The organism is Pectobacterium colocasium (assembly GCF_020181655.1).
In the GTDB taxonomy this organism is placed as follows: domain Bacteria; phylum Pseudomonadota; class Gammaproteobacteria; order Enterobacterales; family Enterobacteriaceae; genus Pectobacterium; species Pectobacterium colocasium.
In genome coordinates, this window is the sequence record NZ_CP084032.1 from 365,600 (window position 1) to 378,026 (window position 12,427).

General features: G+C 51.8%; 11 protein-coding genes. 3 read left to right on the forward strand and 8 right to left on the reverse strand.

Annotated features, from left to right (window positions below):
- The first annotated feature begins 60 nt into the window (after positions 1–60).
- A complete protein-coding gene (locus tag LCF41_RS01675) occupies positions 61–798 on the forward strand; it encodes a GntR family transcriptional regulator (protein ID WP_225086613.1) in 738 nt (245 codons plus the stop codon).
- Positions 799–877: 79 nt separating this feature from the next.
- On the opposite strand, the gene dkgA is transcribed toward LCF41_RS01675, so the two are convergent.
- The 3 genes from dkgA to LCF41_RS01690 form a co-directional block, all read right to left on the reverse strand.
- Entirely contained in the window at positions 878–1,705 is an 828-nt protein-coding gene (gene dkgA, locus LCF41_RS01680) for a 2,5-didehydrogluconate reductase DkgA (protein WP_225086614.1), read from the reverse strand.
- 398 nt (positions 1,706–2,103) lie between these two features.
- Entirely contained in the window at positions 2,104–3,267 is a 1,164-nt protein-coding gene (gene yqhD / locus LCF41_RS01685) for an alcohol dehydrogenase (RefSeq protein WP_225086615.1), read from the reverse strand.
- A gap of 3 nt (positions 3,268–3,270) precedes the next feature.
- Positions 3,271–4,011 (reverse strand): NADPH-dependent oxidoreductase, encoded by a 741-nt coding sequence (locus LCF41_RS01690; RefSeq protein WP_225086616.1) that lies wholly within the window; start codon positions 4,009–4,011, stop codon positions 3,271–3,273.
- 210 nt (positions 4,012–4,221) lie between these two features.
- Here LCF41_RS01690 and LCF41_RS01695 point away from each other — a divergent pair, with 210 nt between their 5' ends.
- The gene (locus LCF41_RS01695; protein WP_225086617.1) at positions 4,222–5,229 is read left to right on the forward strand and encodes an AraC family transcriptional regulator; all 1,008 of its coding nucleotides are present in this window, start codon (positions 4,222–4,224) and stop codon (positions 5,227–5,229) included.
- 28 nt (positions 5,230–5,257) lie between these two features.
- On the opposite strand, the gene LCF41_RS01700 is transcribed toward LCF41_RS01695, so the two are convergent.
- The 5 genes from LCF41_RS01700 to LCF41_RS01720 form a co-directional block, all read right to left on the reverse strand.
- On the reverse strand, positions 5,258–5,917 hold the full coding sequence (locus LCF41_RS01700; RefSeq protein WP_225086618.1) for a DedA family protein: 660 nt from the start codon (positions 5,915–5,917) through the stop codon (positions 5,258–5,260).
- 338 nt (positions 5,918–6,255) lie between these two features.
- Entirely contained in the window at positions 6,256–7,446 is a 1,191-nt protein-coding gene (gene metC / locus LCF41_RS01705) for a cystathionine beta-lyase (RefSeq protein WP_225086619.1), read from the reverse strand.
- A 270-nt stretch (positions 7,447–7,716) separates the two neighbouring features.
- The gene (locus LCF41_RS01710) at positions 7,717–9,009 is read right to left on the reverse strand and encodes a TRAP transporter large permease (RefSeq protein ID WP_225086620.1); all 1,293 of its coding nucleotides are present in this window, start codon (positions 9,007–9,009) and stop codon (positions 7,717–7,719) included.
- 15 nt (positions 9,010–9,024) lie between these two features.
- The gene (locus tag LCF41_RS01715; protein ID WP_225086621.1) at positions 9,025–9,531 is read right to left on the reverse strand and encodes a TRAP transporter small permease; all 507 of its coding nucleotides are present in this window, start codon (positions 9,529–9,531) and stop codon (positions 9,025–9,027) included.
- A 196-nt stretch (positions 9,532–9,727) separates the two neighbouring features.
- Positions 9,728–10,705 carry a TRAP transporter substrate-binding protein gene (locus LCF41_RS01720; protein ID WP_225086622.1) on the reverse strand — a complete coding sequence of 326 codons (978 nt, stop codon included), beginning with the start codon at positions 10,703–10,705 and terminating at the stop codon, positions 9,728–9,730.
- A 717-nt stretch (positions 10,706–11,422) separates the two neighbouring features.
- On the opposite strand from LCF41_RS01720, the gene exbB reads away from it, so the two are divergent.
- Positions 11,423–12,427, forward strand: a complete 1,005-nt coding sequence (gene exbB / locus LCF41_RS01725) for a tol-pal system-associated acyl-CoA thioesterase (protein WP_225086623.1) — start codon at positions 11,423–11,425, stop codon at positions 12,425–12,427.

Genomic DNA, 12,427 nt, shown 5'->3' on the forward strand with positions numbered 1-12,427 from the left:
TTCACTCCCTGTTTTAACCTGCACGCAGCCAGAATGCTGCGTCACTAAAAAGGCTGCACTATGCGGGAATTACTGCTTTGGGTCAGGGATCAACTGGCTGAGGCGTCGTCGGCGCCTCGCTATATGCAGCTCGCGTCGTTGCTTGAATCAGAAATCGACCGTCGGAAGGCGTTAGCAGGCCAGTTCTTACCTGCGGAAAGATTGATTGCGCAACAGCTGGGATTATCGCGCGTAACGGTCTCTCGTTCCCTGTCGCTGCTGGAAGATAAAGGGTTGATTGTTCGCCAGCAAGGGGTGGGAACTCGCGTAGCGCAACGGCTTCACTACGCATTGAGTGCTGAGGATGAAGGATTCACCGCGCTGGTGCTGAAACAGGGCGGCGTGGCTGGGAGCCTGTGGTTAGAGAAAACGATACAGGTTCCACCTGCTGCTATCGCGGAAAAAATGTCGCTGCCGGAAGGCGAGGCCGTTACCTATCTGCGACGCGTGCGGCTGAGCAATGGCGAGCCTGTTTCGCTGGAAGCGACCTGGATTCCGCAAAAATTCCTGCCTGACCCGGAAGCGCTTGAACAGTCTCTCTACCAGCATTGGATGACGGGTGGGATCACGCCGGACAAAAAGCGCTATCGCTTCAAAGCGATAGCCTGTGCGGCAGAGGTCGCCACACTGCTTGGTATCGCGGTGGAAGCACCGATACTGTATTGCCAACTGCATGTTTATAACGATCGGGGTGAACTGTTGGAATACAGCGAGGCACATTGCCGTAGCGATGTGTATGAGATTCAGTTTTCCGATTAGAAGAAAAATGCCAGCACGGTGAATGCTGGCATTACAGGTGGCTTAGAGACTATCCCAGTAGCCGTAATGGGATTAGCTCCTAGTCGTTTCTCGGTTCATCTGGGTCCGATCCTAGTCGCTTCCCGCTATCCAGCTTGGCAATTTCACCTAGCTCGTCTTTATCCAGACGGAAATCGAACACTTCGAAGTTTTCTTTGATGCGGGAAGGCGTCACCGATTTAGGAATCACCACCAGCCCGCTGTCCAGATGCCAGCGAATCACAATCTGTGCTGGCGTTTTCCCGTATTTTGTCGCCAGTTTACGAATAACCGGATGGTCAAAAACGCCCTCACCGCCCTGTGCCAGCGGGCTCCAGGACTCGGTTTGGATATGATGCGTCGCATTCCAGGCGTGGAGCTGTCTTTGCTGGAGAAGAGGGTGTAGCTCGACCTGATCGATAACTGGCAATACGCCCGTTTCTTCTTTTAACCGCTGTAAGTGGTGAATGTGGAAATTGCTAACGCCGATGCTTTTCGCCAGACCCTGTTCCTGGAGTTTGATGAGTCCGCGCCAGGCATCCACAAAGGTGTTCTGTTGCGGGAGCGGCCAGTGAATAAGGTAGAGATCGATATAATCTAACCGAAGTTTTCTCAGGCTTTCTTCCAGCGCCTTCTGGGGGGCGGTGTGATCGCCATTCCAGAGCTTGGTGGTGATGAAGACTTCTTCACGCGGCAGATTCGCGGAGCTCAGCGCCTGACCGACGGCTTCCTCGTTCTTATAAATAGCGGCGGTATCGATCGCCCGATAACCGATGGACAATGCTTCAGTCACGGCGATTACCGTGTCTTCACGGCTTGCTCGCCAGACACCAAGGCCCAACTGGGGCATGATATTGCCGTCCGCCAGCTTAACTTTCGGTTGCGTCATCTCATTCTCCTTTTATATCCGTTAATCTATAAAAATATCATAGAGTTAACTGGATGGGCGACCTGTTCATATCACGAAAATAGCGCAACGTGATCCCTAGCAGGAACAGGCATATGATTTCATTCTAGTAGAAAAATGCAGCGGTTATGGATTGTCCGATGATAAAGGGAGCCGATTGGCTCATTCCGATCGTTTAAGCATCGAGATACACGGGGCGACCACAGGGGTGAGGCCTCCCTGCGGGAACCTCCCCCTGTGTTTCCCCTAATAGCGGGCTTAAGTGACCAGTATTAGCCGATTGGCTCCCCTTAACAGACACAGCATTGAGGTGAGGGTATTCGTGTTGTTTAAATGATCGCGTTTTCTCCTATCATTCGAAGGGGTAAGAACGGAGGGGCTTAGCGCGCCGCTTCGTAAATCTTCTGGCTTTCTTCCAGCGTAATGTCGCGGTGCTCGCCCAGCGCGGTCAGGCCATGCTCGTTGAGTTTGGCGACCAGTGTCGGAATGGAGCTGCCATCCAACTGGTAGTCAGACATGCGGGTCGGTACGCCCATTTTCTCGAAGAAGTCGCGCGTAGCGGCAATCGCGCCGTCGATGCGCTGGTCTTCGCTACCGTCGTGCAGGTTCCAGACGCGCTCGGCGTATTGCAGCAGTTTGTCGCGCTTCTGTGCTTTTCTCGCTGCCAGCATGGCAGGTAGGACGATAGCCAGCGTTTGGGCATGATCGAGACCGTGCAGCGCCGTTAATTCGTGCCCCAGCATGTGGGTTGACCAATCCTGCGGCACGCCTGCGCCAATCAGGCCGTTCAACGCCATCGTGGCGCTCCACATCACATTGGCCCTGACCTTGTAGTTTTCCGGTTCTGCCAGTGCGCGCGGGCCTTCTTCAACCAGCGTCAACAGCAAGCCTTCCGCAAAACGATCCTGTACTTTGGCATCGACGGAATACGTCAGGTACTGCTCGACTGTATGAACGAAGGCATCAACCACGCCGTTCGCAATTTGGCGAGCGGGCAGGGTATACGTTACGACGGGATCGAGCACGGCGAAAAGCGGCTGTGTGTGGCGTGAACGGAAAGCGAGCTTATCGTTGGTCGATTTACGGGTGATGACCGCGCCATTATTGGATTCCGAACCGGTCGCTGGCAGAGTGAGCACGGCTGCCATCGCGACGCCGCGATCGATTTCTGCACCGCCGGTTTGCAGGATGTGCCACGGGTCCTGCGCGGCCTGATAATCTGCGGCAGCAGCGATAAATTTCGTACCATCGACGACAGACCCCCCGCCAACGGCCAGCAGGAAATCAATCTTCTCTGCACGAACGACCTCGACGGCTTTCATCAGCGTTTCGTAAGTCGGGTTTGGTTCAATGCCGGAAAACTCGCGTACGTTACGGCCTTCTAATGCGCGATAGACCTGATCCAGCACGCCATTGTGCTTCACGCTGCCGCCGCCGTAGGTGATGAGGATACGGGCATCGGCAGGGATTTCTTTGCCTAATTCAGCAATCTGGCCTTCGCCAAACAAAATCTTGGTAGGGGTATGAAGTGTGAAATTGAGCATAGGTTATTTGTCCAGTTTAAAGCCCTGTTGGAGGATCGCGGGTAAGACTTTCGGGAAATAAATGTGCTGATAGTAGCTGGCGGTGTTGTCACCCCAGTTGTCGCCGTCTGTGCGACCAGTTTGCTGCCAGTGTGTCACCAGCGTGTGGTTATATTGCTCGATCGCCGCAGGCAGAACGTCCTGATGATAGGTTTCATCATGACGGAAGGAATTCAGCGGCAAGCGCGGTTTCTGATGCGCAGGCGTGTCCACGTAACCGATAGCGACGCCGGCGACGGGGAACGTCAGTTCAGGCAGTTCCAGAAAATCGATCATCGCCTGCGGGTCGCGACGAATACCGCCAATCGGGACGATACCCAGCCCAAATGAGCGTGCGGCGGCCATTAGCGTGCCGAGCGCGATACCAACATCCGTTGTGCCGGCGATCAGGCTTTCTATGCTTTCATGCGCGTGCTGTTGCTTGTCGCTCATGGCAATCCCGACTTGTGTTTTATGCATATCCAGCACCACGGTAATGAAAACGGGTGCTTTAGCAATCCACGGCTGACCGCCGGCCAATTCGGCGATGCGCGCCCTGCGTGCCGGATCGCGAGTGACGATGAGCGAAACCTGCTGAGAGTTTACGGACGTGGGTGCCAGATGGGCGGACTGAATAATGGCATCCAGCACGTCATCGGGAATCGCTTTATCAAGATAGCTACGTTCACTGCGGTGTGAGGTGAACAGTTCGATCGTTTTATTCATGTCTTTTCCCGTGAGATGAGGGACGAATGTATGCTTCGTATTGTCATCAACCCACGAAAGACGTTCAATGCACATTTCTGTTTGCTTATTGCCTATTTCTACAAAATGCAGGAGAAAAGGGTGATAATAATTCGCAGGTATGTCATTTTGTTTCTTCTGTCAGGAGAGAGGCTTCGGGCAGGAAAAGTGAACCCGTAGCGAGATAACACCATGGTGACGCACACTCAAAGCATGTTGACGGAAAGCCAATCTGAGCAGCTTGTTCAAAAACCATCCGTTCAGGCACGACTCGCTCAGAAAGAGCCAGAGCAGCAGACGGTGCGGCAACGTATCGTGCAGCAGGCAATACGCTGTTCAACCAAAAGCTGGACTACGCCTTCGCTCGTGCCACAGGTCAAGATTCTGTATACAGAACAGCACCATCCGCGTGTGCCGGTTATGTATGAGCCGACGATTGTCATCATTTTTCAGGGACAGAAGGTTGGCTATCTGGGGGGGAAAACGTTCCAGTATGACCCGGAAAATTACCTGTTGATGACCGTGCCGCTGCCGTTCGAATGTGAAACGATAGCCAGCGTTGAACACCCTTTGGTGGGGATGGCTATCCGTATCGATATCCAGATGCTTCAGGATTTGTTGATCGACATCGGTGATGACGACAGCGCGATCCGCTCCTGTTCCTGCACATGCGGTGTGAACAGCGCGCCGCTGACCGATGAAATTCTGTGTGCTGTGGAACGGCTGCTGGATGCGATGGATAACCCGCGTGATGCCCGTGTGCTGGGCCCGACGATTGTGCGCGAGATTATCTATCATATGCTCTGCGGTGAACGCGGTGCGGCATTACAGGCGCTGGTCAATCGGCACACGCACTTCAGCCAGATTGCCAAGTCTCTGCGACGAATCGAAAATCACTACGCCGATAGCCTGAATGTGGAACAGCTGGCGGCGGAAGTGAACATGAGCGTCTCGGCGTTTCACCATAATTTCAAAGCAGTCACCAACACCTCGCCGTTGCAGTACCTGAAATCCTACCGCTTACACAAAGCACGCGTGATGATGATCAACGAAGGGCTGAGAGCGGGCGTCGCGGCCGCTCGCGTAGGATATGAAAGCGTGTCGCAGTTTAGCCGGGAATTTAAGCGCTATTTCGGCGCGACGCCGAGCGATGAAGCGGCGAGATTAAAGGCCGGCAATATGGCGGTTGAGGAAAGCTGAGGGCGTTAAGCAAGCGTGCGGTTACCGATTAGGCGACGGCACGTTTTTTACGCCACACGACAACAGCCATGCCAACCAGGCCGCTAACCAGCAAAATAATCGGGAGCAGGATCAGCGCGGTCATCACCTGATCTTCATAGCGTTTGACCAGTGGAATGTGGCTGAGCGCATAGCCGAGCGTGACAATTCCCCCAACCCACAGCAGCCCGCTGAGCCAGTTGAAAATTTGGAAGCGCGTATTATTTAACCCGGAAATGCCTGCCATTGTTGGCAGTAGCGTGCGGATAAACGCTAAAAAGCGGCCAACCAGCAGCGCCATCAGGCCGTGGCGGTGGAACAGGTGATGGGCACGCTGGTGGTAATGCGCAGGAAGCTGCAATAGCCAACCTTTTACCAGACGCGTATCGCTCAGCCAGCGCCCCTGGAGGTAGCTGAGCCAGCAGCCGAGGCTGGCAGCGATGGTGAGCAGAATCATCGTAGGGAAAAAGCTCATCACGCCTTTGGCAATCATGGCACCCGTGAGCAACAGCAGGCTGTCGCCTGGCAGAAAAGAGGCAGGTAGCAGGCCGTTCTCCAGAAACAGCGTCGTGAACAGAATGCCGTAAACCACCCAAATGACGTGGGGATCGGCCAGTGCACTAAAATCCTGCTGCCAGAGCGCCTGAATAATGTCGTGAACCACACTCATATTACATCCCGCCAGTGACGATATTCACTATCTCTCAGGCTGCGGCGATGGAACGCTGAATTACCTGAAATCTACTGTCTATCAAGCCCTAAAATCGATGGGGCAAAACGCCTTGCCGCATTGTGAGAATACGACAGGGCTTAATGCTTAATTTTGGTTAAGGTAACGCGGTTTTTGGTAAGCGTTGACTCATAATTATGATAACGCATTCCCCAGCGCGCCGCAGGGGAAATCAAGATGTGGCGGCTTTATGGCCGTCACATTTTCTATATTTTATGTCTGCTGATATTTTGTTTCCTGCCGTTTGGCAGCGATGAGCCTGCTGACGCCTTGCCAGACTAAGCACTCAGCCTGCTGAAACCCGCGGCCAGATCGTCGATCAGATCGTCACTGTCTTCAAGTCCAATATGTAACCGAATAAGTGTGCCGGTAAAGTCCACGCCGCTCACCGGGCGGATAGCCGCAAGTTCTTCCGGCTGATTTGCCAGAATCAGAGACTCAAAGCCCCCCCAGGAATACGCCATGCTGAAGTGCTCAAAATGATCCAGATAGTTCGCCAGCGCCTCTTTGCTTAATTTCTCTTTCAGCACAAAGGAGAACAAGCCGTTGCAGCCGTTAAAATCGCGTACGTAGAATTCATGCCCTTTACATCCCGGCAGCGCAGGGTGATTAACGACGGCGACTTCTGGCCGTTCTGCCAGCCACTGTGCAATGCGGATGCTGCTTTCCTGATGCTGCTTGAGCCTGATGCCCAGCGTGCGCAGGCCACGGCTGGCGACATAAGCAGTATCAGCATCTACCATTTGGCCCATCAGGTAAGACTGTTCGCGCAACTGCGCCCAGCAGCGTTCATTAGCGACAGCGGTGCCAATCATGGCATCGGAGTGACCAACAATATATTTGGTAGCCGCCTGAATAGAAATATCAATATCGAAGTCGAGCGCTTTGAATAAAATGCCTGCTGCCCAGGTATTATCAATCATGATAACGATGTCGGGATTGATGCGGCGCACGGCTTGTACGATCGCCGGCACATCATGGACTTCCATCGTGATGGAACCCGGTGATTCGAGAAAGACGACTTTGGTATTGGGCTGGATCAGTTCGGCAATGCCAGCACCGATGAGTGGATCGAAATAGGTGGTGCTGACGTTCATTTTTTTGAGCACTTTGGTGCAAAAATCCTGTGTGGGTTCGTAGGCCGACTCCGTCACCAGAATATGATCGCCTGCCGCGACGAAAGAGATAATCGCGTTAGAGATAGCCGCTGCACCGCATGGATACAACACACAGCCTGCACCGCCTTCCAGTTCCACCATCGCTTCCTGAAGCGAAAAGTGGGTCAGTGTGCCACGGCGACCGTAGAATAGCGCACCCTTGGCACGGTTAATGGTGGCGTGTTTCTTATCCTGCACGGTATCGAATACCAGCGAGGAAGCGCGCTGAATAACGGGGTTTACGGAACCGTGGGTGAATTTCTTGCTGCGTCCTGCGGCGACTAACGCTGTTGCCGTTTTTTTGCTTGTCATAATCACTATTACCTTTTCTATTCAATCCTGCCGGATGACCCAATACGCCAGATATTCCTGATAGCGAAAGTGTGAGGAAACAAGGAGGCGTTATTCGATGTATTAGCCCTACGTTATCACGGCTGGGGCGGCGTGTGGGCTTGAGTAAGATAAGATTAGAGGTAGGTGAAAATATTTCAGGTAGGGAAATGATCAAATAGGGAAATGAAAGGTAAGGAAAGCGCCATGTCTTCTGTATTGCTGTTCATCAACATGGCGCAATGTAATGTGCTAACCCGTATGCACGCCGAAGAATTTGGGCAGCCAGAGTGAGATCTCCGGAATATAGGTGACCAGCATCAGCACAAAGAACAGCCCGCAGTAGAAGGGCAGCATCGCTTTAACGACCTGTTCTATCTTCTGCTTACTCACCGCACTGGCGACGAAAAGCACGGACCCCACCGGCGGCGTGATCAGGCCGATCCCGAGGTTCACCAGCATGATCATGCCGAAATGCACCGGATCGATACCGAGCGAGAGGGCGACGGGCAGCAGGACGGGCGTCAGGATCAGGATCAGCGGTGCCATGTCCATCAGCGTGCCGATCAGCAGCAGCATGATGTTAATCCACATCAGGATGACGTACTTGTTATCCGAAATGGAGGTGAAAAACTCGGTAATGCGGGCAGGCAGCTGCATGTAGGTCATGATGGCGCCGAATGCGGCGGCGAAGCCGATCAGGATCATCACGATCGTCACGGTTTTGACCGTGCGGTACATCAGCTTGGGCAGTTCCGACCACTTGTAATCTTTATAGATAAACATGGTCACGAAGAAGGACCACAGACAGGCAATAGCCGCAGACTCGGTCGCGGTAAAAATACCGGACAGAATCCCGCCCATGATGATGACGACCGTCATCAATCCCCATAAGGTATCGACAAAGATTTTCAGCGCCTGACGGAACGGTACACGTTCACCTTTTGGATAACCGCGTCGATGGGCAAAACCGACGCACATCACCATCATGGTCAGACTGAGCAACAGGCCGGGCAGGATCCCTGCGATAAACAGCGAAGCAATAGAAACCGTACCGCCGGTAGCCAGCGAATAGATCACGGAGTTGTGGCTCGGCGGTGTCAAAATCGCCTGCACGGATCCGCTGGCGGTGACGGCGGCGGAGAAGTCGCGCGGGTAACCCTTTTTCTCCATTTCTGGGATCATCACCGAACCGATTGAAGCCGTATCTGCGACAGAAGAACCAGATATTGCGCCGAAGAACGTTGAAGCGACGATGTTAACCAGCGACAAGCCGCCGCGAATAAAGCCGACAAAGATGTAAGCGAAGCTGACCAGCCGACGGGCGATGCCGCCTTCGGCCATGATTGCCCCGGCCAGAATAAAGAAAGGAATCGCCAGCAGCGAAAATTTGTTCACGCCGTTGGTAATCTGGATCATGACTGCTTCAAGCGGCAGATCGATCCAGAATGCGCCAACAATGGCGCTCAACCCTACTGCGTAGGCAACGGGAACACCGACCGCCAGCAGCACGGCCAATGTAGCAACAAGAATAAATGCATCCATGGTATTGGCTCCGAATTAAGAACTGCCAAGCATTACCACAGGGCGTTTATCCTGCGGGCCGAAAAACATCTTTTCGATGATGAACAGCACGGTGATTAACGAACCGATAGGCAACGGTAAATAACTTTCACCTGCGGTTAATAAGGGAAACTCCGCCACGGGCTGCTCCCATAATTCCAGGCAAAGTAATGTGCTGTAATAAAGAATAAACAGACTAATTAAGAGCATCAGAAGGTTCGACAGATGAACGCAAATCTTCTTACCGGATTCTGGCAATCTGTCGGTCAACATACTGACGGCAATATGTGAGTTGGAACGGTAACTGACGGCGGCACCGACAAAAGTAAACGTCACCATACAAATGATTGAAATGGGTTCTGGCCAGGATAATGCGGCATTTAATACATAGCGTGCGAATATTCCGACTGGAATCACGAGCGTCATAATTAATAACGCCAGACCAGAAACCCACATGGCAATACGATAGAGTACATCCATACTGGAAAGATAAGACTGTGCCATTGTGCCACCTATATTCGCTAAGCAATAAGCGAAGGGGAATTGTTGATATCAGGGGCGAATAAATAGAGCGCTATCTATGACGTTGCCGATAAATCCGTGGTGTGGTGATAATGGAAATCTATCCACTATCACCGTTTTCATTGCGTTAATCCGTTCGTCAAGAGTCTGCTATTTATCCGCTCAGGTGAGAGATTGATTATTGGACGTCGGCGACGGCTTTAATCAGATCCTGATATTTGGCACCAAACTGATCGCGTACGGGCTGAGTGGCTTTGAAATAATACTCGGTATCAATGTCATGGAATTGAACGCCACCCGCTTTCATTTTATCCAGAGATTGCTGAGTATACTCACTCCACAGCACGCGCTGTTCTTGCTGTGCTTCTTTCGCGAGCTTCAGGATAAGATCCTGATCTTCTTTAGAAAGTTTGTCCCATTTGGTTTTGGAATACAGAAACAGTTCAGGAATAATGAAGTGGCGACTCCAGGTGTAGTTTTTCACGACAGGCAGGTAGTTATGTGCGACAAACGTCGGCGGGTTATTTTCAGTGCCGTCAATCACACCAGTTTGCATGCCGCTGAAGACTTCACTGACGCCCATCGCGATTGAGTTGGCACCCATCGCTTTTAGCGTTGCCAGCGCGACCGGGCTACCCTGGACGCGAATTTTCATGCCCTTAAGGTCTTCTGGTTTTACCACTGGTTGTTTGGTGATTAAGTTACGCGTTCCTGCGTCCATCCAGCCCAGAAAAACCAGTTTGGATCTGCTGTTGTTAGTAATTTTGTCTCCAATTTCCTGACCGATTTTTCCATCCAGCACTTTGTGCATATGATCTTCATCACGGAAGATATAGGGCAGCGTGAAGACTTCTATTTCTGGTAAAATAGCGGCAACGGGCGTCATTGATACACGAATAATATCAATCGCACCAAGCTGTGCCTGCTCAATCATTTGTTTTTCATCACCTAAGACGCCACCGGGAAAGGTTTTAATTTCCAGTCGGCCATTTGTGGCGGATTTTAATTTCTCTCCCATTTTCTGAACGGCAACGACATTAGGGTAACCTTCTGGGTGAACATCAGAGGCTTTAATTTGTTGTGCCTGAATCGCTTGGCTCATCAGGAGTACGGTAGATCCCAGACAAACGCCGATCAATGTTTTTGACAGCTTCATTGAATTATCTCCAGAGGTGGGGTGACATTATCGATAATCAAATGGTGATTTAAAAATATAACTCTATGAAAAATAGTGTAATGAACAGTAGGTTTACTGCTGAGAAAACGGCAGCCGGATTAAGTTATTCTTGTGGCATGCATCGGTATTCTCTGTGATTTAAGCTAACCTATTATACAACTTTGTAGAATGACTCGTGTCACAAAAGAAAAAGCTAATATGAAATACTGTTTTATATGGATTTTATTCCTATTTACCTCACGAACTTATACGTAACATTGTGTTTTTATTTATCTTATTATACTTAATTGTATCCTATTATTTCGTGAAACTTGTCGCCAGCCATCATGAAATGGTGTGATAACTTAATGTCGATCACAAAAAGCCGATCGTAAAAATTCGATTATAAAATCTGGGATATCACGCCGCGTTTAGGGGCGTTTTGCCTGAGATATGCCGGAATACGCCTCTTCTTTCTCGTTTTTATGCTTTTTCTGCCGATATGCCGGCAATACCCCCAAAAACCCTGTTAGAACGCAAGAAAAGTGCATTATCTTGTGTAAATAATAATGAGAACGACTATCAATTCGTTCAGGGTTTGGTATCATTTCAGGCTGCGTTATTGCGGCATTATACCTGCGGGTATGTGCGGATATTGTACAGAACAGATGACTGTACAGAACAGATGATGTACAGAATGAATGGTGGAGGCACAGCGTGAAGACGGCTGTCAGTAATACAACTCAACAGGTGTTATCAACCTGGCAAAAAAAACGTGGCGTGTTCAGCGCATTTTCCCGTAGCGTGCTGGTTATCCTGCTGTGTACAGCGGGACTAAGTGGAAATGCGTTTGCGGCTCCTGCAACGACGCCGTTATCGACAGAGAATGCAGCGCCTGCCACTCAGCCTGCTGCGGCATCTCCTTCAGCCCCTGTGACAACCGATGCTCCGGCGTCAGCCCTCTCGCTGCCAGCGAGTGCGGCACCGGGCACCAATAACCTGATGAAAACCGATTTGTCCGTTTGGGGCATGTACCAGCACGCTGATGCCGTGGTGAAAACGGTGATGATTGGCCTGCTGCTGGCTTCCGTGATTACCTGGGCGATCTTCTTCAGTAAAAGCGTTGAGATGTCTGGTGCGAAACGCCGTCTGCGCCGTGAATATCTGGCGTTGGAGCAGGCAAAAACGCTGGATGATGCGCTGGAAACGGCCGACGCGTTCAAAGCTGGCAGCGTCGCGCAACAACTATTGGTGGATGCGCAGAACGAACTGGAGCTTTCCGCACGCTCGGATGACAACAACGGAATTAAAGAGCGCACCGCGTTTCGTCTGGAGCGCCGCGTGGCGGCTACCGGGCGTCACATGGGGCGTGGTAACGGCTATCTGGCCACGGTCGGTGCGGTGGCGCCGTTTGTCGGGCTGTTTGGTACGGTATGGGGCATCATGAACAGCTTCATCGGTATCGCACAGACGCAAACCACCAACCTGGCGGTAGTGGCTCCGGGGATTGCAGAAGCCCTGCTGGCGACGGCGATTGGTCTGGTTGCCGCGATTCCTGCGGTTGTCATCTATAACGTCTTTGCACGTTCGATTGCCAGCTACAAAGCGATGGTCAGCGATGTCGCTGCACAGGTGCTGCTGCTGCAAAGTCGCGATCTCGATGTGGCTGCCAGCAATGATAACCGGGCGTCTTCAGCTGCGCATAAACTGCGGGTGGGTTAA

What these genes read in the sequence shown, in the direction of transcription:
- LCF41_RS01700 (WP_225086618.1), bottom strand. Translation starts at nt 5,917, where the DNA reads ATGAGTGTGGTTCACGACATTATTCAGGCGCTCTGGCAGCAGGATTTT.
- LCF41_RS01715 (WP_225086621.1), bottom strand. Translation starts at nt 9,531, where the DNA reads ATGGCACAGTCTTATCTTTCCAGTATGGATGTACTCTATCGTATTGCC.
- LCF41_RS01690 (WP_225086616.1), bottom strand. Translation starts at nt 4,011, where the DNA reads ATGAATAAAACGATCGAACTGTTCACCTCACACCGCAGTGAACGTAGC.
- metC (WP_225086619.1), bottom strand. Translation starts at nt 7,446, where the DNA reads ATGACAAGCAAAAAAACGGCAACAGCGTTAGTCGCCGCAGGACGCAGC.
- LCF41_RS01675 (WP_225086613.1), top strand. Translation starts at nt 61, where the DNA reads ATGCGGGAATTACTGCTTTGGGTCAGGGATCAACTGGCTGAGGCGTCG.
- LCF41_RS01720 (WP_225086622.1), bottom strand. Translation starts at nt 10,705, where the DNA reads ATGAAGCTGTCAAAAACATTGATCGGCGTTTGTCTGGGATCTACCGTA.
- yqhD (WP_225086615.1), bottom strand. Translation starts at nt 3,267, where the DNA reads ATGCTCAATTTCACACTTCATACCCCTACCAAGATTTTGTTTGGCGAA.
- dkgA (WP_225086614.1), bottom strand. Translation starts at nt 1,705, where the DNA reads ATGACGCAACCGAAAGTTAAGCTGGCGGACGGCAATATCATGCCCCAG.
- LCF41_RS01710 (WP_225086620.1), bottom strand. Translation starts at nt 9,009, where the DNA reads ATGGATGCATTTATTCTTGTTGCTACATTGGCCGTGCTGCTGGCGGTC.
- LCF41_RS01695 (WP_225086617.1), top strand. Translation starts at nt 4,222, where the DNA reads ATGGTGACGCACACTCAAAGCATGTTGACGGAAAGCCAATCTGAGCAG.